Here is a 25,635-nt window from a genome sequence, read left to right as displayed (position 1 = left end):
GTATTAAATGGTTCTTACTCCTTTTTTTCCAATCGCCGACATATAAGTATAAGCCAATATGCCTACCTCGTCGTATTTAGTTTGCATGATGTTTTTAATCTTCAGAGCCGTTTCTTCACCTTTACTAAACGCAAAGATCGAAGGCCCAGAACCTGCTATACTACAACCCAAAGCACCTTCTTTCAAGACCTGTGATTTGACCTCATCATAGAGTGGAATCAAAATCTTGCGAATAGGTTCTACAATCACATCTACCATGGAACGCCCGATGAGCTCGTAGTCCGACTCGTACAGTCCAGACACCAATCCCCCCACATTGCCCCATTGCTGGACTGCTGTAGACAGGTCCACTTGCTTCTTCAGTATCTTCTTCGCATCAGTGGTTTTCACCTCTACTTGTGGATGTACCACAGTAACAAACAGCTCCTCTGGCACTGGCAGCTCTAATATATCTAGCGGATCATAGCTACGAACGAGAGTGAACCCTCCTAACAAGTTTGGCGCTACATTGTCGGCGTGCGCTTTTTTAGACACGGCCTTTTCTCCCTCCATGGCAAACTCTACCAATTGAGCAGCTGAAAACGGTTTACCAAGCAACTCATTGACAGCGAACACGCCGCCCGCTGAACTTGAAGCACTGGTACCCATTCCACTACCAGGATTGATGGTTTTCTTGATGGTAACGGAAAACCCTTGTTTGCTACCTGCGGCATCCAAAAGTGCTTGAGCCGCCACAGTTGCGGTATTTACGGTAGGGTCTTTCGGTAAGTCAAATCCAATAATTTCTTCAATGACCAATTTACCATCGTCTCTTTTGGAGACTTCCATTTCTTCACCAACCCCATCTAATGCGAAGCCAAGGACGTCGTATCCACAGCCCACATTGGCAACGGTGGCAGGAGAAAATATTTTTATTTTGTCAGGCATAGTTTAGCTATTTGCAATTCGCATGATGTCGGCAAATATACCCATGGCAGTGACTGCAGCACCCGCTCCAGCACCTTTGATCACCAAGGGCTGATCATCGTATCTGTTGGTATTGAACAATACAATATTATCACTACCCTCCAGAATATAAAAAGGATGCGATTTGGTAATTTCCTTTAATCCAACAGATGCTTTTCCGTTGTCGTAAGTTGCAACTACTTTCAGCCGAGCGTCGTTGTCTTCAGCACTTTTCACCAAAGACTGAAAGTGTTCTTCATGTTCCTCCAACTTGGCATAAAATTCCTCATTGGTTTTGGTACTCATGCAATCCTCAGGAATAAAAGAATCAGCCGTAATGTCAGCCAGTTCAGCTTCTACGCCGCACTCTCTGATCAAAATCAAAATCTTTCGCATCACATCCACTCCGCTCAAATCTATCTTCGGATCTGGTTCGGTGTACCCTTCATCGCCAGCCTGTTTTACGATGTCTACGAATTTCACTCCCGGCTTGAAGTTGTTGAATATAAAATTCAAGCTCCCTGAAAGCACGGCTTCAATTTTCTTTACCTTGTCTCCACTCTTGATCAGATCTTGGAGAGTGGTGATGACGGGAAGGCCAGCACCTACATTGGTTTCGTAGTAGAACTTCGACTTGTATTCACGTGCCGTGTTTTTGAGCTCCTGATAATTTTCATAAGAAGAAGCGCAAGCAATCTTGTTTGGCGTGACTACCGAAATGTTTTTGCTCAGAATGCCGTTGTACAGCCCGGCGATGTCTGCACTAGCCGTATTATCCACGAACACACTATTTCGCAAATTCATGTCTTGAATGGATTGGATGAAAGCTTCATTGTCCATTTTCAAGTCACTGCTTACTAGCAGATCTTTCCATTTTGACAAGTCAATACCGTCCTGATCAAAGCACATTTTCTTACTATTGGCCAAGCCGACGATTCGCAAATCAACATGCTCATTTTCGCTCAGGTAATCTCTTTGTTTGGCAATTTGATCTATGAGCGTACCGCCCACATTGCCAATTCCGACCAAGAACAAGTTGATTCTTTTCTTTTCGGACAAGAAGAAACTTTCGTGCAATACATTGAGCGACTTTTTTAGATGACGCTCTTGAATCACTACGGTGATATTTCTTTCAGAGGAACCCTGCGCAATAGCTTTGATGTTCACACCATTCTCACCCAGCGCGGCAAACATTTGTCCACTGATACCCACATGGTCTCGCATCTTGTCACCCACCAATGCCACAATGGCCAGGTTTTCTTCTACCTCCAGTGGGTTAACCTTCTTCAGGCTAAGCTCAAACTGAAACTCTTCAGCGATTGCCGCTCTACTCGCCTCCACGTCACTACCATCTACACCTACACATATCGAGTGCTCAGACGAAGCCTGAGTGATGATGATTACGTTCACCTTGGCTTCAGACAAGGCCTTAAAGAGCCTAAATGAAAATTTAGGGATGCCGATCATGCCACTACCTGACAAGTTGAGCAAGGCAATGTTTTTCACACTTGACAAACCTTTCACAAACTGCTTGGTACCATTCGCATCAGCGCTAATGGTCGTACCTGCGTCTTCCGGCTTGAAGGTGTTTTTAATCTTAATTGGAATGTTCTTATCCAACGCTGGCTGAATGGTAGGTGGATAGATCACCTTCGCACCAAAATGCGACAGCTCCATGGCTTCCTGATAAGAAATCTTCTCGATAGGATGTGCTGACGACACGGCCCGCGGGTCGGAAGTCATCATGCCGCTTACGTCTGTCCAGATTTCGAAAGTATCTACTTCTAGTGCAGCAGCTAAAATTGCCGCCGTATAATCTGATCCTCCTCGACCCAAGGTGGTGTTTACGTTGTCTTCGTTGGAAGACACAAAACCTGGGCAAATCACCAAATCAGCCGATAATTTAAAGAAGTCTTTGATTTTTTTATTAGTAGCCTCAAAATCTACGATTGCATTGTTGAAAGTGCTATCTGTTTTGATCATGCCCCCCGTGTTGCCCCAGTCTGTTATCAATCCTTCTGCATTCAAGAAATCGACAATGATATTGGACGAAAGCGTCTCGCCCATTCCCAGTACGCGATCCAAAGATCTTGGTGACAATTCGCCAATTAAGAAAATACCTTTCATGATATCCTCCAGGTCGTTCAATAAGATTTTGGTTTTACTAAGTGTGCCAGACTGGCTCTTTACTGGAAGGAGATCCTTTACTGTATCTAAATGTCTCTCTTCTATTTTGGTTAATAGTTCCTGGTAACCTTCGTCACCAGCCGCGGCCAAATCACTACACTCATGGAGCAAGTTGGTCACTCCACCGAAGGCAGATACTACACAAACTTGTTTTTCATTTTTTCCATTGGATAAGATATCCTTTACCACTCTCAGATTATCCGGGGTACCTACGGATGTACCTCCAAATTTCAACACTTTCATTTTTTATGATTTAAGATTCAAGAGTCAAGATTCAAGGCTTCACTCTTATTGTTTATTTAAGTTTTGAACTTTTGCCTATTACAAACTAGGCTCCGGTTCGGTGAGTTAATGTCTTAATGTACCAATGAATAATGTGTCAGTGTTCATTATTTCATTGGCTCATTAGGTTATTAAACAAGGTACTGCATCAAATCAGGCTTCTCATTGAGGTATTCGAAGACAAAACTTTTGGCTTCCAATTTTTCAAACAAACCCTGAAGGCTTTCTTTATTCTGCAATTCAATCCCAATCAATGCCGGACCTTTCTCTCTGCTGTTCTTTTTCGAATATTCGAAATGAACAATATCATCTCCTGGTCCAAGTACTTCGGTCAAAAATTCTCTCAACGCTCCAGCCCTTTGCGGAAAACGAATGATGAAATAATGTTTGATGCCTTCATACAATAAGGACCGTTCTTTAATCTCTTCTGTTCGGGTAATGTCGTTGTTGCTGCCACTGATCACGCAGACCACGTTTTTGCCTTTGATTTTGTCTTCATAAAAATCCAAGGCGGCCAAACTCAAAGCACCAGCGGGCTCTACTACTATGGCCTCTTGATTATAGAGCTGTAAGATCATCGAGCACACTTTGCCCTCAGGCACCAAGATGATGTCATCCAACCCTTCTTTACAAATCTCTAGAGTTTTCGCTCCGACTTGGCGTACCGCGGCACCGTCTATGAAGGTATCGATTTTAGGTAAAAGAACATTCGTTCCTTGAGCAAGGGAATCTTTCATGGCTGGGGCACCCGTCGGCTCCACACCAATAATCTTGGTATTAGGCGACAAAGTTCTGAGTGCTGTGATCGCACCCGCTGCCAACCCTCCGCCACCGATCGGAACAAAGAGATAATCAATAGGCCCATCAGCGTCTTCCAATATTTCCAGTGCTACCGTGCCCTGTCCTTCGATAACTTTTTCGTCATCGAATGGATGTACAAAAGTGGCTTTGTGTTCATCACAAAAAGCCATGGCTTCGTTGTAGGCATCATCGAAAGTATCTCCCGTGAGTACTACTTCGACCTTATCTTTACCAAACATACGTACCTGACCAATCTTCTGCTTGGGCGTTACACTCGGCATGAAGATCGTGCCTTTAATACCCAACTTCTGACAAGAATAAGCTACACCTTGAGCATGATTACCAGCACTAGCACAAACGATACCGTTGGCTCTTTCCTGCTCATCGAGACAGGAAATTTTATGATAAGCTCCACGAATTTTGTAGGATCGCACGGCTTGCAGGTCTTCTCTCTTGAATGAAACACTGGCTTCATACTTTTCTGAGAAATTGAAGTTTTTCATCAACGGGGTTCGTACCACCACATTGTTGAGCTTCACCTTGGCCGCTTGTATGCCTTCGTAAGACGGTATCATCAATTCTTCCACTTCCATTCTTCTTTCTTTATACGACCACTTCTTCGTTCACATCAGAGGTACAAAATTCATTGATGGCATCTGCTATCTTACTAAAAGTCTCATGCAAGACCTCTTTATTTTCTTCAAGCAACGTGATTCTAAACCCTCTTAATTCAGATTGAAAAGAAGATAGCGGAACCACACATACTCCCTTTGCTGCCAATAAGTAATAAACAAATCGCTTGTCTGGTTCACCTATGCGCTCCACCCAAGCATCCGCCAGCTCCCTCACATCAGGGTTCTCAATTTGTAAGCTCTGATTATTACTCAATACGCCATCTTTAAAGACGATGGTGTTGTAAAAAGCACCATTCGTTTTATTGAAAGTCACATAAGGTAAGTCCTTCAAATATTGAGAGATAATCTCGCTGCGCTCGGCTATCTCATTTCTCCTTAGCGCCAGATACTCTTGATATTTTGGATGCTCTTGAATCAAGGGCAATGCTTTTTGCGGAAGCGTGGTGGAGCAAACCTCAACCATCTTCGCATTTTCTAGCGTAGCACAATACTTGTTGAATTCTTCGTCGGCTTCTCTGTTGTAAAACTCCATCCAGCCACATCGGCTGCCTGGCCATGGGCAGTCCTTGGATATACCTTTCAGGGCTATTCCTGGCACATCGCCTAACACTTCAGACAAAGCCTTAGTCTTGGTATTGTTGTAGATGATGTTGGTATAGATTTCATCACTTGCGATAAAGAGGTTGAACTCTTTTGCAATTTCTACAATTTTCACCAAGTACTCTTCAGGATAAACCATACCAGTCGGGTTATCCGGATTGATGATTAGAATGCCTACAATATTCGGATTGTACTTCACCTTCAGACGCAAGTCGTCCAAGTCTGGGTACCAGTTGTTTTCCGGATCCAGATTGTAGGTAAGCGGTTCTTTGTTGGAGTGTGCTGCCTCTAATGCCGAGTGTGTGGAGTAAGCTGGCGATGGGCCAATCACTCTTGAATAGGGATTCAAGAACTGATACAGCTTACCAATAGCATCTCCTAATCCATTGAAAAACAATACATCATCAGCAGTGATTTGAACACCGTTTTTTCTGTTATTCTTTTCTGCCAGATACTGACGGGTCTCCAACACGCCCTTCGAATGGCAATAACCATACGTGCTGTTGTCATTGACCAAATCAGTCAAAATTTCCTTGATCCAAGCTGGCACCACCGCATGCTTCAATATCGGGTCTCCTATGTTCTCCCAATAGATCCGCTGACCCAGTGCTTGTAGGGCTTCCGCTTTCTTGACTATGTCTCTGATTTCATAGTCCAGCTGGCTCGATCCTTCATGTAGTAGTACTTGGCGCATGGCTTTGCAGTATTTAGTAGTTAGACGTTAGTATTTAGACCACTCGCTCTAGGATCTAAATACTAATATCTAATGTCTCTTAATAGTCTTTTATACTCAACTGATTCGATTTGGTCTCTTCCAATTCCTTGATGTAAGCCTCAGTCTTACGCTTGGATTTGGAAATGGCCACCCGGCCAGATCGCACAAACTCTAACAAGCCTAATGGCTCTAGTTTTTTGTACAGATCGTGGGTCTCTTCAATGTGACCTGTTTTTTCAATGACGATATGATCTTCTTCGATCACCAAAATTCTGGCGCCGTTGTTTCTTACCAAAGTCTCAATCTTGTTTCCATTTAGGAAAACGGTAGTAGGCACTTTATAAAGTGCAATCTCCTGATAATAGATTTCACCTTCTTCATAGACAAAGGCTCCCAATACTTCGATCAACTTTCTGAATTGTTTACAGCAGTTGTCCGCTTGGTCTCTGGTGGTCGTAATCACGATGGTGAACCGACTGATTCCAGCCACTTCGGTAGTAGAAACATTTAAAGAATCAATATTTATCTTTCTTCGGTTTAATACAACCGTCAGGTGATTGAGTAAACCTGCTCTATCTTCGGTCAATACCGATATGGTATATTGTTTTTCTTGTTCCATGAATTCTAGTTTTCCAATTTTACTTCTGATACAGATGCTCCGGTTTGAACCATTGGGAATACATTTCCTTCTTGCTCTACACACACTTCTAGCAGATAAGGCCCTTCGTGCTCCAAGAAAACATCTACTGCCACAGCCAGTTCATCGCGGTCGGTCACCTTATTACAAGGTATCCCATATCCCTTGGATATCATCTGAAAATCTGGGTTCACCATTTCTGTATGCGCGTATCTTTTGTCAAAAAACATTTCTTGCCACTGTCTCACCATACCCAAAAACTGATTGTTCAAAATCAACACTTTCACTCCAATATTACTTTGGAAAATCGTACCTAACTCCTGGATCGTCATTTGAAACCCACCATCACCGATCACCGCAATCACTTGTTTTTCTGGACGAGCCACTTTAGCACCCATTGCCGCTGGCAATGAGAATCCCATTGTACCCAAGCCTCCCGATGTTACATTACACCTCGTATCGTCGAAAGCATAATATCTGCTCGCAATCATTTGATGCTGCCCTACATCGGTCACTACAATGGCTTTTCCTTTGGTCTGATCTGAAATCATTTTGATCACCTCAGCCATTTTGATCTCTTCTTTTTCAGAATGAAGATCAAGTTTGCCTACTTTCTCAAATTCCTTGGCGTCGCATTCCGCAAATTCTTGTAGCCATTTCTTATGGGTATTTGATGCAATCTCCTTTTCTAGTTGAATCAAGGCTGCTTTAGCATCGCTCACGATAGCCACATCCGCCTTTACATTCTTATCCACTTCAGCAGGATCGATTTCAATATGGACGATTTTGGCTTGTTTAGCATATCTACTCAAGTCACCCGTCACACGATCATCGAATCGCATGCCAACAGCTATAATCACGTCGGCTTCATTGGTTTTTAAATTTGGCCCATAATTGCCGTGCATGCCGAGCATACCCACATATAGGGGGTGTTTATTAGGCACTGCGGATAGGCCTAGCAAAGTAGAAGCCATCGGAATCTCTGCCTTTTCGGCGAAAGCCAACAATTCACTTTGGGCTTGAGAAATTAAAACGCCGTGTCCCACTAGCATCAGTGGTTTTTTGGCCTGATTGATCAACTCAGCCGCAGCCGTTACCTTCGATTTTTCCAATATTGGAAAGGGATGATAACTTCTTATTTTCGTACACTTTTCATACACTGGAAAATCAAATTCAGTGATCTGAGCATCCTTAGTGATATCGATCAAAACTGGACCCGGACGCCCGGTATTAGCGATATAAAATGCCTTGGCAATCGCTTGAGGAATTTCTTCGGCTTTAGTCACCTGAAAATTCCATTTCGTCACTGGCATAGAAATACCTATGACATCTGTTTCCTGAAAAGCATCTGTACCCAATAAGTGAGAAAACACCTGACCCGTAATAGCCACCATTGGTGTAGAATCGATCTGAGCATCAGCAATACCAGTAATCAAATTAGTAGCTCCTGGCCCAGAAGTGGCCATGCATACACCTGTTTGTCCATTGACTCGTGCAAATCCTTGCGCTGCATGTGCAGCACCCTGCTCATGACGAACCAAAATATGATTTAGTCGATCTGCGTATTTATATAATTCATCATAGACTGGCATGATGGCTCCACCTGGATATCCGAAAAGTGTCTCCACTCCTTCGGCAAGCAAGCACTCAAGCAATGCCTGAGAACCTGTCAATCTTTTCATACCTTGTTTTGGTTTCTCTTCCAATTCTAGTGTCGATGTATTCATTTTGATAGATTTTAGATGCAAGAATCAAGAGTCAAGATTTTATCTTGGTTCTTGATTCTTGGCTCTTCATTCATGTTTAGGTTATTCGTCAGTTACACAGCCTTCTGAAGCTGATGCTACTTGATTGATATATTTTCTTAAAATCCCTTTATCGGCTTTGTAGGCAGGTTGTTTCCACTCTGCTTTTCGTTTCGCCATTTCTTCGTCAGAAATTTTCAAATTCATTTCGTTCTTCACTGCATCGATACTGATGATGTCTCCATCTTTCACCAATGCGAGTGGTCCGCCTTCTTGCGATTCTGGAGTAACGTGTCCCACCACAAATCCATGGGATCCACCAGAGAATCTACCATCCGTAATCAATGCCACATCCTTACCCAATCCGGCACCCATCACGGCACTTGTAGGTTTTAGCATTTCTGGCATTCCAGGAGCGCCTTTCGGTCCCGACTGTCTGATTACAATCACTTCTCCTTTTTTCACGTCTTTACCGATGCCTTCGATCGCCTCAAACTCATCGTCGTAACATCTGGCTGGGCCTTCGAAGTACTCGCCTTCTTTTCCAGTAATCTTTGCAACTGACCCCTCTGGCGCCAAGTTTCCGTATAGAATCTGTAAATGACCAGATTGTTTGATTGGGTCTGAGAATGAATGAATGATTTTTTGCCCTTCTTTCAAGGATGGACCTTTTTCAATGTTCTCTGCTAAAGTCTTACCCGTCACGGTCATACAGTCGCCGTGCAAGTAACCTTCTTGCAACAATGCTTTCATTACCGCAGGAACTCCACCTATGTAGTGCAGATCCTCCATCAAGTATTTTCCACTTGGCTTCAAATCAGCGATGAACGGCGTGCTGTCAGAAATACGCTGAAAGTCGTCCAATCCGATAGGTACATCCACTGACTTCGCCATAGCAATTAAATGAAGCACTGCATTGGTAGAACCACCCAAAATCATAATGATTCGGATGGCGTTCTCGAATGCTTCCTTTGTCATGATATCTCTCGGACGCAAGTCTTGCTCCAACAAGTGTCTAACTGCCTGACCTACTCTATAGGTCTCTTGCTTTTTATCTTCACTTTCAGCAGGGTTAGAAGCAGAAGATGGCAAACTCATACCCATAGCTTCGATCGCTGACGACATGGTATTAGCCGTGTACATACCTCCACAAGCACCTGGACCAGGAATAGAATTTTTGATAATTCCACTATAGTCTTCATCCGAAATATTGTTGGCTAGTTTCTGACCATAGGCCTCAAAGGCCGAAACGATGTTCAAGTCTTCACCCTTCCACTTTCCAGGTTTCACCGTTCCACCATAAACCATCAATCCCGGTCTATTCAATCGGCCCAAGGCGATGATAGAGCCCGGCATATTTTTATCACACCCTACTACAGGTACTACAGCATCATAAAATTGTGCATTGACCACTGTCTCAATAGAATCCGCAATGATGTCTCTCGAAATCAAAGAGTACTTCATCCCTGTGGTTCCATTGGAAATTCCATCACTCACACCGATTGTATGAAAGATCAACCCTACTAGATCAGCCTCACGAACACCCTTTTTCACTTGGTGCGACAAGATGTTGAGGTGCATGTTACACGGGTTGCCTTCGAACCCCGTACTCACGATCCCAACTTGTGCTTTTTTCATATCGTCTTCACTCAAGCCAGTGGCATACAATTGTGCCTGTGAAGCTGGCTGTGAGGGGTCTTGTGTGATCGTTTTGCTGTATTTATTTAAACTCATGTTATTCGGATGTTAGACTCAAGAGTCAAGAACCAAGATTTGATTCCTGACTCAATTGATGTCCTTATTTCTATTTTGTAATTCTGTCTTCTTTCTTGGTTCTTTAATCTTGGCTATTCTTTAAACCAAGGTGAATTCACTTAGTTCTGCGTTGCTTACTCGCTGACGGTACATGAGAAACAAATCATAGGCGACTGTTTCTTTCCAATCCGTTTTGAATTCCATGTCATCGATAGAAGCTATACTCGCTACTTCTGTAGCTGTTCCAGTGAAGAAGGCTACTTCAGCACCCTTCATTTCTTCAGGCTTAAACAATTTTTCAACCACCGGATAGCCCAATTCCATAGCATACTCGATGATGGTGGCTCTGGTGATTCCAGGAAGAATATTGCCGAGTGGTGGCGTATAGATCACATCATCCTTCACGAAGAAGAAGTTTTGACCTGAACCTTCAGCTACATATCCTTCTGAATCGAGCAACAACGCTTCATCATATCCATTTCTCTTGGCTTCGTTAGACGCCATGATAGAATTGGTGTAGTTGCCTGTCACCTTCGCATCTACTGGGATCGACTTGGGATTTGGTCGTTCGATCGACGAAATCATAACTTTCAGGGCTTCGTCTCCCAAGTAAGGAGGCCAATCCCAAGCCGCCATCATTATATGAACTTCTCCACACGAGAGTAATTTCATGTTGGCGCCGAGGTAAACCATAGGGCGGATATAAGCATTGCTCAATCCATTTCTATCCAACAATTCGTAAGAGACTTTGACTAATTCATCGACGGACTGGCTGATTTTGATACCCATCTTATCTGCTGAGTACTTTAGTCTTTCGAAATGCTCCTTGGCCTTGAATACATTCGGTCCTGCTGCTCCCGCATAAGATCGAATCCCTTCGAAGACGCCATTGCCATAATGCATGGTCTGGCTAAACAAGTCAACTTTTGCTTCTGATGCTTTTACCCACTGTCCATCTAGGAAAAGGATCGAGTTTTCGTTGTAATACATAGTCTGTCTCTTTAGTTAATAATTTCTTTTGTTTGACTCTAGTCATAAAAAAAGCCTTTCTCAGTGGAGAAAGGCTTTAGAATCTTTTTAGTTCTTATATACCTTTCTCACGTATCACCAATAATGGTAATAATCACGATGGCTAATACTGTGACGATAGTCGTTATCATTTTTTGGGTCAACATTTGGGTATAAAAAAAGCGCCATCCTGTTGGGAATGACGCTTTAGAATATCTTTTTAAACTATTGCATATCATTCCCGACCTGAGGTGACTGTGACCTCGGTAATAATCGCTAATGCTATGACAATAATGTTCTTCATCTTTGTTGTTCTTTCGAATTCCAAAGGTAGAACATAAAATTTTTAACGTCCTAGCATTTTAGGCAATTTTTAATACTATTTTATCTAACCTTCTAATACTGTGCTATTTGCACGGATCAGTTCGGCTATTTTATCTCCTACCTCTGTAGTAGATTTTGCATTTTCTTTATTCAAATCCTCTGTCAAGTAGTCTTCATCGATCACCTGATTCACAGCATTTCTAATCGCTTCAGCTTCTTTCATCAAGTCCAAAGACTCTAGCAACATCGCTGCTGACAAAATGGTAGCAATGGGATTAGCAATGTTTTTACCAGCTGCTTGAGGGTATGACCCGTGTATAGGTTCGAACACTGAAGTGTGGATACCCACAGATGCTGAAGGTAACAATCCCATAGAACCAGTAATTACACTTGCTTCATCAGAAAGGATGTCTCCAAACATATTCTCAGTTACCATCACGTCGAATTTCTTTGGCCATTGGATCAGTTGCATGGCTGCATTGTCCACAAACATATATTCAGTTTGAATGTCGCTATGCTCTTTTTCCATGCCCTGAGCTACTTCTCTCCACAGTCTGGAAGTACCCAATACATTGGCTTTGTCGACTACAGTCAAATGCTTTCTTCTCTTACCAGCGTATTCATAAGCCAAGTCAAGAATTCTCTTCACTTCGTCTTTGTTGTACACACAAGTATCAAAGGCTGTATGTCCATCCTCAGATCTTCCTCTTGGCTCCCCGAAATAAATACCACCAGTCAACTCACGAATGACCACAAAATCAGAACCTTCTACAATCTCTTCTTTCAATGGTGACTTATAATTCAACTTAGGGAAAGTCACTACCGGACGGATGTTTGCATAAAGTCCAAGTAGCTTTCTCATTTTTAGCAAGCCTTGCTCTGGACGAACTTTTGCCGAAGGGTCATTGTCATACTTCGGATCTCCGATAGCACCGAAAAGAACGGCATCAGACTCCATACAAAGGTTATGTGTAGCCTCCGGATAAGGCTCTCCTACTTCATCAATTGCAGATGCACCTACTGGCGCGAATTGAAAATCAAATTCGTGATTGAAAGCCTCTCCCACAGATTTCATGGCCTTTACGGCCTGTTCTACTATCTCAGGTCCAATTCCATCTCCAGGAAGTGTAGCTATTTTATACTGCATATTCTTTTACTTCTTTACTTTCTACTATGTTCAACATTCGTGTGGTTGCTTTAATTGCTGCCACTGTTTGGTCAGGGTCTAGCCCTTTGGTTTTTAATATTTTCCTATTCCAATTCCATGAAATGGTGGTCATCACTAATGCGTCCGTATTACCTCCGGGTGGTATTCTAACTTCGTAATCCACCAACTTTGGGAACGTTCTTCCTACTGTAGCATAGATTTTCAATAAGGCATTCATAAATGCATCATATTGTCCATCTCCAGGTGCTGTTTCTTCTTGCACGATACCGTCTAGACTCACAGAAATCGTTGCCGAAGGCTTTAGCCCTTTTGCTACTGACAAAGAGTAATTCAGAATTTCGACCGTAGGATCGGAAACCGAATTACCCAATACATCATTGACAATGAATGGCAAATCCTCCTGTGTGATGGTTTCCTTCTTATCGCCCAATTCGATGATCCGCTCAGTTACTTTCTTTGTCTCTTCTGGCGACAATTGAATGCCTAAAGCCTCTAGGTTCTTGAGAATATTGGCCTTGCCGGAAAGTTTGCCTAATGCGTATGAATAAGATCGTCCAAATCGAGTAGGCTCTAATGCTGTCTGATACAAGTTGTCCTTGCTATCGCCATCGGCATGTACACCAGAAGTTTGTGTGAATACAAATTCTCCGATCAATGGCTTGTTAGCCGGTATACGTACCCCAGAAAATGCTTCGACGACCTTGCTGACTTTGTACAGCTTGGTTTCATCCAGATTTACCTCAAGATTGAGGTGGTCTTTCATGATACCCACTACGCTAGAAAGTGGCACATTGCCCGCTCGCTCGCCTAGTCCGTTCAGCGTGGTGTGAATGCCTTTCATACCAGCCTTCAAGGCCTCAAATACATTAGCCACCGAAAGATCGTAATCGTTGTGCGCATGAAAATCGAAATGAACGTTTGGAAAACGCTTCACCATTTCTGTGCAATACTTACTTACTTCCTCGTGGTTGAGTACGCCCAAAGTATCCGGCAACATGATGCGTTTCACACTGGTTTTTTGTAGCCCTTCTACCATTTGATAGACGTACTCCGGAGAGTCCATCATGCCATTCGACCAGTCTTCGAGATAGACATTGATAGCTATCCCTAACTTATCGGCATAAGCTATCGTCTCAGCAATATCAACCAAGTGCTCTTCCGGTGTTTTTCTCAACTGAGCCGTGCAATGTTTCAATGAGCCTTTGGTCAGCAGGTTCATCACCTGCCCGTTGGCTTCCTTGATCCAATCCAATGATTTACCACCATCTACAAAACCGAGGATTTCGATTTTGTGACCGTGACCATTTTGATTGGCCCAGTCTAAAATATTTTGAGCTCCCCGATACTCTCCATCAGATACCCGCGCAGAGGCAATCTCCAAACGATCCACACCCAGCTCATCGATGATGAGTTGGGCGAGGGTAAGCTTTTCACTTTCAGTGAAAGCTACGCCGGAGGTTTGTTCTCCGTCCCGAAGGGTCGTATCTAGGATTTCTACTTTCATTAAGCTCTCGCTTCTTCGTAAGCTTCGATTTTATCTTTTAGAGATATCAAATAGTCGATATCATCGTATCCATTTTGCAAGCACTCTTTCTTGTATGGGCTGATTTCGAATGAAGTCGAATCACCTGTCGAAGAAATTGTGAATGTTTGCGAATCCAAATCCACATCAAATTTGGTGTTCGGATCTGCTTCGATCGCAGCAAATATTTTGTCGGCAAACTCAGCTGACACCTGCACAGGCAACACGCCGTTGTTCAGGCAGTTGTTTCTGAAGATATCTGCAAAGAAACTTGACACCACTACTTTGAATCCATAGTCGTGCACTGCCCAAGCAGCATGCTCACGAGAAGAACCACAGCCGAAATTTTTCCCAGCCACCAAGATGGTACCTGAATATTTTTTATCGTTTAATGGAAATTCTGGAATTTCATTTCCTTCTCCATCATATCTCCAATCACGGAAAAGATTTTCACCAAAGCCTTCTCTTGTCGTTGCCTTCAAGAATCTGGCAGGGATGATCTGATCTGTATCTACATTTTCGGTAGCTACTGGAACTGCCGCTGAATTTATTTTTACGAATTTTTCAATAGCCATCTGATTAAGAGTTTACAGGTTCACGAGGATCAACAATTTTGCCGGCAACAGCCACAGCAGCAGCAGTCAACGGGCTAGCCAAGAGGGTACGAGAGCCTGGGCCCTGTCTGCCTTCGAAGTTTCTATTGGAAGTAGAAACCGCATATTTTCCCTTCGGTACTTTGTCGTCGTTCATGGCCAAACAAGCCGAACAACCTGGCTGTCTCAATTTGAAACCTGCCTCTTCGAGCACTTCTACCAATCCTTCTTCTTGTGCTTGCTTTTCTACTTGCTTAGAGCCTGGTACGATCCATGCCGTAATGTTCTCCGCTTTTTGCTTGCCTTTGACATAGCTAGCAACTTCTCTCAAATCCTCGATTCTACCGTTAGTACAGCTTCCTACAAAGACATAATCTATCGGCTTCCCTACCAATGCATCACCATCGGAGAATCCCATGTAGTTCATTGACTTCTGGAAAGATTCTTGCTCAGATTTTTCAATATCGTTAAGTGCAGGAATTGAAGCTTTGATCTTAGTACCCATCCCTGGATTGGTACCATAGGTAATCATTGGCTCAATGTCAGCTGCGTCGAATTCCAATTCTTTGTCGAATACTGCACCGTCGTCAGTTTTCAATTTCTTCCACTCTTCAACCGCCTTGTCGAAATCAGCTCCTTTCGGTGCATTTTCTCTTCCTTTCACATATTCGAAAGTAGTTTCATCAGGCGCAATCAATCCACCTCTGGCACCCATCTCGATGCTCATGTTACACACCGTCATTCGACCTTCCATTGTTAGGTTTTCGAATGCTGATCCTGCGTACTCGATGAAATAGCCTGTTCCGCCACCAGCTGTTACTTTAGAGATAATATAGAGTACCAAATCTTTGGCCGTTACGCCTTCGCCAAGGTCACCGTTTACGGTAATTCTCATTTTCTTCGGCTTCGGCTGCATGATACACTGCGAAGCCAATACCATTTCCACTTCACTCGTACCAATACCAAAAGCAATGGCTCCAAAGGCTCCGTGAGTAGATGTGTGGCTATCGCCACAAACAATCGTCATACCTGGTTGAGTAAGACCCAACTGTGGTCCTACCACGTGTACTACACCTTGGTAAGGGTGATTTAATCCGTAAAGAGACACTCCGTGCTTTTCACAGTTTTCAGTCAATTTATCGACTTGGAACTTTGACAATGCATCTTGAATTGGCAAGTGCTGATTTTCGGTTGGCACGTTGTGATCAGGTGTCGCGAATGTTTGATTCGGTCTGAAAACCGGCACACCTCGTTTCTCAATTCCTGCAAAAGCCTGTGGACTAGTCACTTCGTGAATCAAGTGACAATCAATATATATGGCGCTTGGCCCTCCTTCGATCTCGCTCACTACATGAGCATCCCAGATCTTATCAAATAATGTTTTTGCTTCCACGTTTAATTTAATTCTCTAATTAATTACTATTAAAAAAAGTCTCCCCTATAGCTATTGAGGTGACATTTACCCAATTTCATTCGCAGCCAAAGGCATACAAAAAGTTCTCGTTGGTCCCTCGACACTGAGAAGACGCCAGAAACACTCTGGCATTTAATTCCTTCTTCTCCATCTCGAAATCCTCTTGCCAGGCTTCCAACTGCTGATTCTCTTCTTTGGGGTTATTTTTATTGTTGTAATTGTCCATCACTTACATTTCTACATTCGTCATCAAATACTCACTCAACATGCCTTTGAGCAATTTGTCATCGACTACGTCGTGCTTGTCGGCCACTTTCAAAAACTCGTGATAGACTTTTTCTAGTTCATCTTTAGAAAGATTCACATTAAGCTTTTCTACTCTGTAGTTCAGTGCTGCTCTCCCGCTTCGAGCGGTCAAGACGATAGAGGACTCATCCACTCCCACTTCTGCCGGGTCGATAATTTCGTAGTTGTCTCGGTTTTTTATGACACCATCCTGATGAATCCCTGAAGAGTGTGCGAAGGCATTGCTACCTACAATCGCTTTGTTTGGTTGAACCGGCATTCTCATAGTTTCAGACACCAGCCTTGACATTGCATTCAAGCGAGTGGCATCGATATTGGTATCAGATTTCATCCAGTTGTGCTTGCGCATGATCATCACTACTTCTTCAAGCGATGTATTACCTGCTCTTTCACCAATGCCGTTGATCGTACATTCGATCTGACGAGCGCCGTTTTGAATTCCAGCTATGGAATTGGCAGTAGCCAAACCAAGATCATTATGGCAATGGGTAGAGATAACAGCATTCTCAATACCTTTTACATTATCCATCAGGTACTCGATTTTTGCGCCATACTCCTCTGGCAAACAATATCCGGTAGTGTCTGGAATATTGACTACTGTAGCCCCTTCTGAAATCGCTGCTTCTATGACTTGAGCCAAAAATTCATTCTCCGTTCTACCCGCATCTTCCGCGTAAAACTCCACATCATCCACGAAATTCTTCGCCCACTTGACGGCTTGCTTACTTCTAGCAATAATGTCTTCTCTAGTCGTTTTGATCTTTGTGAACACGTGCTGATTGGAGGTACCTATTCCGGTGTGAATTCTTGGTCGCTTGGCATGTTTCAATGCTTCAGCTGCACATTCTATATCTTTCTGAACCGCTCTAGTAAGACCACAAACAGTTGTATCTTTTACTAATTTTGAAATCTCGGAAACAGATTCGAAATCACCGGGGCTAGATATTGGGAATCCAGCTTCTATGATGTCTACTCCCAAATGTTCTAATTGCTCGGCAATCAATAGTTTGCCTTTGGTATCTAGTCTGCAACCCGGCACTTGTTCCCCATCACGTAGTGTTGTATCGAAAATGTGTATGCGATTGTCCATAGTTATTGTTTAATTAAGAATACAAAACTACTTAGCGACAATTCGCTAAAAAATGCCTAATATTTTTTTAATTACGATTTCTAAAATGGTTAATTTTGCCCATATATCAATTTTAAATTGAAATAATACAACTTTAATTACAATGTCTAAAGAGAGATCTGATGCTTTATTCCATTTAATCAAGTCACTCAAAAAGAGTGAAAAGCGCTATTTCAAGCTCTCAATGGCCAATGGAGAAGAAAAAAAATTCTCAAGACTATTCAATATCATAGACAGTCAAAAAGCGTTTGATGACGAAGAGATTGTAAAAAAGGACACAAGCATCAAACGATCGCAGCTTTCTAACATGAAAGCGCACCTATACACAAAAATCCTGAATGCCCTAAGAGACTACAACGCCAATACCCTGCCTAATATCAAGATTCGAGACATGATCGATCATGCTGAGATCTTGTTTAATAAGGGACTGTACAAACAATGCGCGGAGGTCATTAAAAAGGTGAAGAAAATTGCCATCAAAGGCGGCAACCTCGAAATGCAACTAGAGATTTTGAAGTGGGAAAAGCAAGTTTTATTTCATACTTCAGGAAAAGAAAATGTAGCTCGAACCAATGAAATTATTGTAGACGTACAACGCGTAAACAATCGTATCAATAACATCAACTCATTTTCCAATCTACAAGTAAAACTTCAATCTCTTTATCAAAAAATTGGATTCATTAGAAGCGAAACAGACTACAACAAAATTCAAAATGTATTCGCAGCCACCTTGCCAGTCTTTGTTGAAGAGGAGCTTTCTAATAGTGAAAAAATCAGTCTATATAACCTATACATTGGCTATTACTTTTTTTTACAAGATTTTGAAAAAGGGTTTCAATATGCCAACAAGCTGGTAGACTTATTTCATAACAATAAAGCATTGATCAACTCCATGCTTGAATCCTATATCAATAGCTTAAACAACCTACTGATTGCTCAAAACAAGCTTCTTAAATATCGAGAATTCCACGCCACTACACGAGAGCTTCGTGCGCTCAACAACCTTCCTCCCGCTCAGCTGAATGAAAACATTCGGATGAAGCTATTGAAATACACCTTCGTTCATGAGTTCAACAGGTTGTTTTTGATGGGTGACTTTGAACGCGGGGTGAAATTGATGGAACGAATCAAGCCGGGCATGGAGCAGTTCATGAATCAAATGGACATGCACTCTAAGGTGATTTTATTTTACAAAACCGCCTGTTTGTATTTTGGGAATGACAATTATCAAACAGCTATTTATTGGTTGAATCAAATCATTAATTCCAAGGAAGTGGACCTCAGAGAAGATATTCATGGCTTTGCCAGGATTCTGAATCTGATCGCTCACTATGAGTTGGGTAATATGGAGCTGATTGAGTATTACGTGCGTTCGACCTATAGATTCCTTCTAAAAAAAGAAGATCTCCATTTGTATCAGAAGTACATTCTCAACTTTCTAGTTAGACTAAAGACGAATATCACTAAAGAGGAATTGGTCAAACGATTCAGAACGCTACGCGAAAACCTGATTCCACTCACCAAAGATCCATACGAGCGACGAGCCTTTATCTACTTTGACATTATCTCCTGGCTGGAATCCAAAATTGAGAGGCGTCCTGTGCAAAGCATTATTAAAGATAAGGCATTGCTGAGGTTGAGTGAGATCTGATATTTCTCATTGGGCTAATGAATTATAACCAACCTCCGTACATGGTTTTCAATTTTCAACAAGTAGTACCCATCAGGAAATGAGTCCAATTCAATAATCTGTTGAGGTCGCACAATGCGCTCTTTGGATAGCAAATTACCAGATAGTGTATATATCTCGAGATTAGCGCCAACTTTACCTTTTAAGTGCAGTTCGCTTCCTGCCGGATTTGGATATATCTCCATAGTTTGCTCAATTAATTCAGGGACTTCAAGAATTGCAGCCGTCAGTTGGACATTTTCTTCCACATCTTGATTGACTACCGCTACTTCTCCATTGAATGGATCGAATCCATCTGCAGTCACTTGAAAACCTATGGCTTCAGATGGGAGTACCCCTTCAATTACGGCTAACCCCTCTGCATTCGTGGTTGCCTCTCCTAGGACGGTCAAAACAACCACTCCTCCTTCAATCGGTATCTGTCCATCTGTAACAACAAATGAGATACTATATACTGACAGCACCAAACTGGCTTCTACATTCAAATTTGCATCAGAGATTGAAATTGTTCCTTGCTCTGTATCATACGTATCGGCCTCTATGGTGTAAGTCAAATCCTCCTCAGGTACTACATCACTAATAACAGTTTTTCCATCCGCTCCCGTAACATGATCAGAATAACCCGCCAAGCTTACAACTGCTCCATCAATTGCGGTATCACCATTTGTAACTTCAAACGTGACATCATAGGTGATCAAATCCAATTGAACCTGTTCATTTACATCACTATCCGAAACTGAAAAACTTCCAGTTTTATTTTCATAGCCATCAGCGATAATAGTGTATTCTAAATCTTCTTCAGGATCAACCGTAGGGAAAAATGCTACACCATTGTCATCGGTGCTTATTTCACCATAGCCCGTTAGAGTGACCTCAGCACCAGACACAGCATCCTCTTTATCCTGAATTGTAAAAGTTACAGAATATGCTGTTTGAGTAAGAACAACATCAATCTGACGCTGCGAAGTGTTTTGATCTGAAATAAAAGTCTTGATTTCCGATGTGTGGTTAAGTTTTGTTACTTCGTAATCGAAAGAACCACCTGCCGGTGTATTTTCAAAAGTGGCTATTCCATCTGCGTTTGTCTGAATCGATTCATATCCTTCAAACACAACTTGAACACCTTCTATTGGCTCATCCATTTGGTTTACGACTACAAATTTAATATCCGGATTCCAGGTTCGATCTATTCGATACTTTTGAGTTGTAGAAGCCTCCCCATCATGAGGAGATCCAGAATTGCTTCCTTCGTACCAATAATTGAAAGTATAATCTGGAGTTGAAGGTTTGGGCAAGGTATAACTCGTCATCGTTACACTATGCAAGGCCAAACTTTCAATAAAAGTCAAACTAGTACACTGACTCAAATCTACCTCGGTCATTTTATGATTATAGAATGCCTGACTAGCCATACTATTTAGGCTTTGACATTCCGACAGATCTAATTCGATCAATGGATTATTAACAAAAGAGTTAATGCCCACATATTTCATAGAAGAAGGCAATTTTATCGACACAAGGTTTCTATTACCAACTACTCCAAAATTATTGAGATTAGAATATGTACCAGGGCCCTGGTTATAAATGTATTCAACCGGCTGTCCATCAAGTACAGGTGGGATGATAATGTGCGTATATCTTCTATCGAATGAAGCGCCACGAATCCAGTTGTTTTCCATAACCACATCCTCATCTGTAAGGGTGTATGGAATCACAGCGCTATACATGATTGTCAAATCCGAGACTGGCTGTGTATGATCCACTATGTTTCCAGACTCATCAACCCAATTTTCAAACTGGGCGTCTTGAGGCGCAGGCAGGGTTACCGATGTAATATTGGTATTTCCGTTAAAAGCATATTCTCTTAGTTGCACAAATGAAGTAAACTGACTGAGATCAAAACCAGACAAAGAATTGTCAGCAAAACTATAAGCTCCTAAAATGTGTAAAGATGTACTATTGACGAAGGAGACTGTCTCAATAGCATTGCCTTGAAAGGCATAATTTCCAATCAATTGTAAATTTGGACAATTGTCTAGATCTAAGCTGCTGATACCACAATTTCTAAAAGCATGATGCTCAATTACTTCAAGAGACCCATGTGCGATGGACAAATTGGTGAAAGAATTATTACGAAATGCGGCTTCATCTATCATTTTGAGATTGGGACAGCCAGTTAGATCAATAGCACTAATACTGTTGTACGCAAAGGAGTATTCTCCAATTCTTTCTAGAGCAACATTTCCAGTAAAACTAACTGAAGTGATTTCATTGCCAATGAAAGCTCTGTCTCCTACATATTCCATAGTAGCTGGCAATTGCACACTAGTAATCCCCTTACTATCAAATACGCCTAACTGACCTGAACCTTTGTTAACAATACCTATAACCGTCTCTCCATCTAGTGTTTGGGGAATAATTATATTCTTTTCTTCAAAATTGTATGAACAGCTCGCTATTCGTCCGTAACTCATCGTTACATCATCGTCTGTAAGAATGTATTGGGCTGAAGCCTGAGTTAAAAAGAAAGATAGGATCACAAATAAGAGCATAAAAGCTCTGAAGTTAGGATTAGGTATAAACATAATATTTGCGTTGATTAGTCTTGAATTAGTTACATTAAATATTTTCAAAATACTACCCAACGGGAAAATTACCTCTCAGTTTAGGTCATTCCATACATTTTAGCTCAGTAGTAAAAATTGTCATCTGAATGACACTATCTCCAGAATAAACAACTAAAAATCCATTCAAAAACAGTCAATAAAATAACAACACAACTCTTGATGAATTACAATTGTCACATACCAAAACTCAATCCTACTTTTACATGAACGGCCAAACCTAGATTTCACATCAACGTTTGACTTGTATGCCTAAGCAAATTGACATCCGTTATCATAAAGTCTCTTTTCTTAAAAAAATCTCGATAAGCACCACTTCCTATCACGATCATAAATTTCCAAAGCATTTCCATGATCATTATACCATCCAATTGATTGAAGAGGGAGTAAATGAGGGCTTCACTGAATCCATTAAATATAAGATTGGTAAAGGGGGGGTATCGATCATAAACCCTGGCGAATTACATGCTGGCCATTCGATGGATAACCAACTGTTGAAATTTCATACCATCCGATTGGGCGAAGATTTCATAGGTTCCTTTTATGAACAAAATGAGATTCCTTGGGCAGGTGATATTCGTTTCGACACAGAACCAAATTACGACTGTTTTTCTACCAACAAAGTACTTTCTTTAATATCAAACTTAAAACAGAAGAGTCGATTAGAATTCGAAAGTAATCTGACTGAACTATTGATGCTTTTAATTAAAGATCATAAATACTTTAAAGTCCAACCACCCAAATCACTAAAGTTGGCTCAGGAATATTTACATGCAAACTACCGAGAAAATCTAACGCTAGCCCAAATCGCTGAAACGTGCCACCTTAGCCCCTTTCACTTTTTGCGTCAGTTCAAAAGACAGTACGGTATAACGCCCATACAGTATCTAAGGAATATCCGTATTGAAAAGGCCAAAATGATTCTTTCCAATCATTCCGTTTCTCAAACCGCTCATCAGGTTGGATTTTACGATCACAGTCATTTTCTCCGACATTTCAAAAGAATAGAAGGTATAACACCGACTAAGCAATTCAAAATTTACTAACAGCCGTTTATCAAAACAGCAATTCCGTACAAGTATTTGACTCCAATTCCTTGCTACTTGTAACCTAAAAATCAAAGGTTATGAAACGCGTAATTTATATTTTCTTAGTCTTAGTCTGGAGCCAGACTGTTTCAGCACAAACTCCCATTAACGGGGATCTCCCAAAAGACAGAGTCCTCTATTTCTGCGCTCCCTGTGGTTGTTCCGAAGATGATAAATTCTTTTCCGGCCCTGGTACTTGCAGTGCTTGTCAGATGCAATTGCAGCCTACCCTTCTGGAATTGGAAAGGGAAAATCATTCGTCACCCAGTCCAACAGTTGGTATCTTTTTGTTTAACGGTGCAGACGTGATGGACGTATCGGGCCCTCTTTCGGTTTTTGAGCATGCAGGATTCAATACCGTCACTTTTGGAAAACAAAAGGAAATGACACGGATCGGAATGAATATAGAATTGATGCCCGATTATACCATTGAATCATTGCCACATACGGATGTACTAGTTCTTCCTGGCGGTGGACTTGCCGAAAGCAACCCTGATGACCCTCAGGTGATGAATTTTTTGAATGACAGAAAATATTCGACAAAAGTCATACTCTCCGTCTGTAGTGGTGCCTTCTTTTTAGGCGAAGCAGGATTATTGGATGGCCAGCAATCTACCACCTTTGCAGGCCTCATTCCCAGACTACAATCTCAATACCCAAAGTCAGAGGTCCTCAATAACATTAAATATGCCGACAATGGTCAAATTGTAACTTCCGCCGGTCTGTCCTCGGGAATAGATGCCTCATTTCATGTAGTTTCCAAGTTCTATGGAGTTGGTCGAGCTCAAGAAATCGCTAATCATATGGAGTACCCATGGAAGCGCGAGCATGACTATGCAAGAACTCAATTGGCGATTAACTACATGAGCCAAATACAATCCCTTACGCAACTTTTTTCTGTCGATTTCTTCTATTCGCAAGGTGATCAATACGAATGGGAATGCAGATTTCAACTAACGCATCAAATACGACCGGAAAAGATCAAAAAAATAATTCAAGAGGAATTAGAAAGGTCAGGTGAGTGGAAGCCGAATAGCTCTAACAAAACATCTTTTGCGGGTATTATTCATCATCCTAGAATTGGAAAAGGTGAGGTCAGTTTCAGTATTGACCAAAAAAATAATCCCATAGCTATTATCAAAGCTAAAAGAAAGGACAAGGAATCGCTATAAGTTTATATCATGAAAAAGAAACTCTACTCATACATGGTTTCATTGGTAGTTTGTTTTTCAACAAAGGGTCTCTGCTTTTCACAAGTTGACCCTAAAACCGCTTCCTCTATTATGGTTGGGGAGGCGGTTACCATTCAATCTCAATTCACTGGACTTCCAGTGGTAGAACCACATCTATCTGCACATCCACATGACAGCTTACATCTTCTGGCTGCGGCTATGGTCATTACCGATATCCAAAGACCCTATCAAAGCGCCAGACTTTCCAGTTTTGTTTCGACAGATGGGGGCAAATCCTGGGACGAGACAGCCCATTACTATTGGGGGTATGACCCATGGACAGCCATATTATCGAATGGACAAACAGCCATGAGTTGGCTCGGCACAAAAGGAAGTTTCGAACACCAGTTTCCAATCCAATTTTTCAGTTCATTTAATGGTGGTATATCTTGGAATGTGAACGCACAAACATTTGAGTCTCCTCATGGTCATGACGGCACCAAAATCACCAGTCATAACAAAGACTTTTATTTTACAACAGTGAGATTCAAAGATGACATGAGTGCCGATGTGGTATTATATCATCGAGAATCTACAGGTTCGTTCAAGGAAGTAACCTTTGTTCCAAGTCAAGGTATACGTCTCAATTTCTGCGAGCCTGTCATTTTATCAGATGGGACTGTGCTTATTCCTTCCTCCCATTATTTGCGCAAGGCCTGGGTTCAGAAATACAATCCTCAGACAAAAAAGCTATCCGGAAAATCTCTAATTACAACAAAGCCCGGTGGAGCAAGAGGATATATGAGAATGTCCGCAGACATGAGTCCAGAATCTAAATACAAGGATCGTGTTTATTTTGTAAGAGCAGCGAATGGTGTTTGGTTGAATTATTCTTCAGACAAAGGAGATACTTGGAGTCCTGATATTAGAGTAGATCGATTTGAAAATCAGCTTCCATCAAAAGCAATGGTAGCCTCCGTCGCCATTTCGAAAAAGGGTACGGTAGGAATTTCTTGGGTAGACAGCCAAGTGGACGATAAACAAGAAAAAAAAATGTCTATTTTAGTTTCTCCAAAGACGGAGGCCGATCATTTTCTAGTCCCACAAGAGTAACTAAGATCAGCACCAACCCCGCAACCAACAAAAATGGAGACGTTGCCAACAAATTCCCCGGCGGTGGACATTATCTCAACATTGTAGCAAAAGCTAATGGAAAGTTTCAACTCATCTGGAGTGACAGCAGAAGTGGTGTGTTTGAATTGCAGACTACCGAGATTAACGTCCAATAATAATCC

Annotated in this window: 19 protein-coding genes; 4 read left to right on the top strand and 15 right to left on the bottom strand. The window is 41.9% G+C overall.

Annotated elements, in window-relative coordinates; all coding sequences use genetic code 11:
* Positions 1-3: 3 nt before the first annotated feature.
* From ACO6S2_RS07210 to ACO6S2_RS07145, 14 genes are all read right to left on the bottom strand, one after another.
* Positions 4-927, bottom strand: a complete 924-nt coding sequence (locus ACO6S2_RS07210; protein ID WP_422361823.1) for a homoserine kinase — start codon at positions 925-927, stop codon at positions 4-6.
* Positions 928-930: 3 nt separating this feature from the next.
* Positions 931-3,375, bottom strand: coding sequence for a bifunctional aspartate kinase/homoserine dehydrogenase I (thrA, locus tag ACO6S2_RS07205; RefSeq protein WP_422361822.1), 2,445 nt, complete (start codon positions 3,373-3,375; stop codon positions 931-933).
* 170 nt (positions 3,376-3,545) lie between these two features.
* Complete coding sequence (ilvA, locus tag ACO6S2_RS07200; protein WP_422361821.1) at positions 3,546-4,808, bottom strand: threonine ammonia-lyase IlvA; 1,263 nt, start codon at positions 4,806-4,808, stop codon at positions 3,546-3,548.
* Between the two features lie 10 nt (positions 4,809-4,818).
* Positions 4,819-6,144, bottom strand: a complete 1,326-nt coding sequence (locus ACO6S2_RS07195; protein WP_422361820.1) for a pyridoxal phosphate-dependent aminotransferase — start codon at positions 6,142-6,144, stop codon at positions 4,819-4,821.
* A gap of 79 nt (positions 6,145-6,223) precedes the next feature.
* A complete protein-coding gene (gene ilvN / locus ACO6S2_RS07190) occupies positions 6,224-6,784 on the bottom strand; it encodes an acetolactate synthase small subunit (protein ID WP_422361819.1) in 561 nt (186 codons plus the stop codon).
* A gap of 5 nt (positions 6,785-6,789) precedes the next feature.
* On the bottom strand, positions 6,790-8,529 hold the full coding sequence (gene ilvB / locus ACO6S2_RS07185) for a biosynthetic-type acetolactate synthase large subunit (RefSeq protein ID WP_422361818.1): 1,740 nt from the start codon (positions 8,527-8,529) through the stop codon (positions 6,790-6,792).
* Positions 8,530-8,610: 81 nt separating this feature from the next.
* Positions 8,611-10,281, bottom strand: a complete 1,671-nt coding sequence (gene ilvD / locus ACO6S2_RS07180) for a dihydroxy-acid dehydratase (RefSeq protein ID WP_422361817.1) — start codon at positions 10,279-10,281, stop codon at positions 8,611-8,613.
* Between the two features lie 120 nt (positions 10,282-10,401).
* Positions 10,402-11,292: a branched-chain amino acid transaminase gene (locus ACO6S2_RS07175; RefSeq protein ID WP_422361816.1), complete on the bottom strand. Its 891-nt coding sequence runs from the start codon at positions 11,290-11,292 to the stop codon at positions 10,402-10,404.
* Between the two features lie 406 nt (positions 11,293-11,698).
* Positions 11,699-12,781 (bottom strand): 3-isopropylmalate dehydrogenase, encoded by a 1,083-nt coding sequence (gene leuB, locus ACO6S2_RS07170; protein ID WP_422361815.1) that lies wholly within the window; start codon positions 12,779-12,781, stop codon positions 11,699-11,701.
* Positions 12,771-14,306, bottom strand: coding sequence for an alpha-isopropylmalate synthase regulatory domain-containing protein (locus ACO6S2_RS07165; RefSeq protein WP_422361814.1), 1,536 nt, complete (start codon positions 14,304-14,306; stop codon positions 12,771-12,773). The genes leuB and ACO6S2_RS07165 overlap by 11 nt, the downstream gene beginning before the upstream one ends.
* Positions 14,306-14,899, bottom strand: coding sequence for a 3-isopropylmalate dehydratase small subunit (gene leuD, locus ACO6S2_RS07160; protein WP_422361813.1), 594 nt, complete (start codon positions 14,897-14,899; stop codon positions 14,306-14,308). The genes ACO6S2_RS07165 and leuD overlap by 1 nt, the downstream gene beginning before the upstream one ends.
* Before the next feature lie 4 nt (positions 14,900-14,903).
* On the bottom strand, positions 14,904-16,310 hold the full coding sequence (gene leuC / locus ACO6S2_RS07155) for a 3-isopropylmalate dehydratase large subunit (protein WP_422361812.1): 1,407 nt from the start codon (positions 16,308-16,310) through the stop codon (positions 14,904-14,906).
* A 76-nt stretch (positions 16,311-16,386) separates the two neighbouring features.
* Positions 16,387-16,557: a hypothetical protein gene (locus ACO6S2_RS07150; protein ID WP_422361811.1), complete on the bottom strand. Its 171-nt coding sequence runs from the start codon at positions 16,555-16,557 to the stop codon at positions 16,387-16,389.
* 3 nt (positions 16,558-16,560) lie between these two features.
* Positions 16,561-17,727: a 2-isopropylmalate synthase gene (locus ACO6S2_RS07145; RefSeq protein ID WP_422361810.1), complete on the bottom strand. Its 1,167-nt coding sequence runs from the start codon at positions 17,725-17,727 to the stop codon at positions 16,561-16,563.
* A 142-nt stretch (positions 17,728-17,869) separates the two neighbouring features.
* Here ACO6S2_RS07145 and ACO6S2_RS07140 point away from each other — a divergent pair, with 142 nt between their 5' ends.
* Positions 17,870-19,417 carry a hypothetical protein gene (locus ACO6S2_RS07140; RefSeq protein ID WP_422361809.1) on the top strand — a complete coding sequence of 516 codons (1,548 nt, stop codon included), beginning with the start codon at positions 17,870-17,872 and terminating at the stop codon, positions 19,415-19,417.
* 14 nt (positions 19,418-19,431) lie between these two features.
* Here the strand turns inward: ACO6S2_RS07140 and ACO6S2_RS07135 are convergent, their stop codons facing one another.
* Positions 19,432-22,041 (bottom strand): leucine-rich repeat protein, encoded by a 2,610-nt coding sequence (locus tag ACO6S2_RS07135; protein WP_422361808.1) that lies wholly within the window; start codon positions 22,039-22,041, stop codon positions 19,432-19,434.
* 287 nt (positions 22,042-22,328) lie between these two features.
* Between ACO6S2_RS07135 and ACO6S2_RS07130 the strand changes: the two genes are divergently transcribed.
* The 3 genes from ACO6S2_RS07130 to ACO6S2_RS07120 all read left to right on the top strand — a co-directional run bounded on the left by ACO6S2_RS07130 (position 22,329) and on the right by ACO6S2_RS07120 (position 25,453).
* The gene (locus tag ACO6S2_RS07130) at positions 22,329-23,126 is read left to right on the top strand and encodes a helix-turn-helix domain-containing protein (protein WP_422361807.1); all 798 of its coding nucleotides are present in this window, start codon (positions 22,329-22,331) and stop codon (positions 23,124-23,126) included.
* An 80-nt stretch (positions 23,127-23,206) separates the two neighbouring features.
* Positions 23,207-24,340: a DJ-1/PfpI family protein gene (locus tag ACO6S2_RS07125; protein WP_422361806.1), complete on the top strand. Its 1,134-nt coding sequence runs from the start codon at positions 23,207-23,209 to the stop codon at positions 24,338-24,340.
* Between the two features lie 9 nt (positions 24,341-24,349).
* On the top strand, positions 24,350-25,453 hold the full coding sequence (locus ACO6S2_RS07120) for a hypothetical protein (RefSeq protein WP_422361805.1): 1,104 nt from the start codon (positions 24,350-24,352) through the stop codon (positions 25,451-25,453).
* The last annotated feature ends 182 nt before the right edge of the window (positions 25,454-25,635 follow it).

Source organism: Reichenbachiella sp. (assembly GCF_965233835.1).
Taxonomy (GTDB): domain Bacteria; phylum Bacteroidota; class Bacteroidia; order Cytophagales; family Cyclobacteriaceae; genus Reichenbachiella.
The sequence above is the reverse complement of the archived record's forward strand: the minus strand, read 5'-3'. Positions and strand labels throughout refer to the sequence as shown.

Excerpts from the sequence above, each read along its gene's own strand:
- ilvA (WP_422361821.1), bottom strand. The coding sequence starts at position 4,808 with ATGGAAGTGGAAGAATTGATGATACCGTCTTACGAAGGCATACAAGCG.
- thrA (WP_422361822.1), bottom strand. The coding sequence starts at position 3,375 with ATGAAAGTGTTGAAATTTGGAGGTACATCCGTAGGTACCCCGGATAAT.
- leuB (WP_422361815.1), bottom strand. The coding sequence starts at position 12,781 with ATGCAGTATAAAATAGCTACACTTCCTGGAGATGGAATTGGACCTGAG.
- ACO6S2_RS07175 (WP_422361816.1), bottom strand. The coding sequence starts at position 11,292 with ATGTATTACAACGAAAACTCGATCCTTTTCCTAGATGGACAGTGGGTA.
- ACO6S2_RS07135 (WP_422361808.1), bottom strand. The coding sequence starts at position 22,041 with ATGTTTATACCTAATCCTAACTTCAGAGCTTTTATGCTCTTATTTGTG.
- ACO6S2_RS07195 (WP_422361820.1), bottom strand. The coding sequence starts at position 6,144 with ATGCGCCAAGTACTACTACATGAAGGATCGAGCCAGCTGGACTATGAA.
- ACO6S2_RS07150 (WP_422361811.1), bottom strand. The coding sequence starts at position 16,557 with ATGGACAATTACAACAATAAAAATAACCCCAAAGAAGAGAATCAGCAG.
- leuD (WP_422361813.1), bottom strand. The coding sequence starts at position 14,899 with ATGGCTATTGAAAAATTCGTAAAAATAAATTCAGCGGCAGTTCCAGTA.
- ACO6S2_RS07140 (WP_422361809.1), top strand. The coding sequence starts at position 17,870 with ATGTCTAAAGAGAGATCTGATGCTTTATTCCATTTAATCAAGTCACTC.
- ilvB (WP_422361818.1), bottom strand. The coding sequence starts at position 8,529 with ATGAATACATCGACACTAGAATTGGAAGAGAAACCAAAACAAGGTATG.
- ACO6S2_RS07125 (WP_422361806.1), top strand. The coding sequence starts at position 23,207 with ATGAAACGCGTAATTTATATTTTCTTAGTCTTAGTCTGGAGCCAGACT.
- ACO6S2_RS07210 (WP_422361823.1), bottom strand. The coding sequence starts at position 927 with ATGCCTGACAAAATAAAAATATTTTCTCCTGCCACCGTTGCCAATGTG.
- ACO6S2_RS07145 (WP_422361810.1), bottom strand. The coding sequence starts at position 17,727 with ATGGACAATCGCATACACATTTTCGATACAACACTACGTGATGGGGAA.
- ilvN (WP_422361819.1), bottom strand. The coding sequence starts at position 6,784 with ATGGAACAAGAAAAACAATATACCATATCGGTATTGACCGAAGATAGA.
- ACO6S2_RS07120 (WP_422361805.1), top strand. The coding sequence starts at position 24,350 with ATGAAAAAGAAACTCTACTCATACATGGTTTCATTGGTAGTTTGTTTT.
- ilvD (WP_422361817.1), bottom strand. The coding sequence starts at position 10,281 with ATGAGTTTAAATAAATACAGCAAAACGATCACACAAGACCCCTCACAG.
- ACO6S2_RS07130 (WP_422361807.1), top strand. The coding sequence starts at position 22,329 with ATGCCTAAGCAAATTGACATCCGTTATCATAAAGTCTCTTTTCTTAAA.
- ACO6S2_RS07165 (WP_422361814.1), bottom strand. The coding sequence starts at position 14,306 with ATGAAAGTAGAAATCCTAGATACGACCCTTCGGGACGGAGAACAAACC.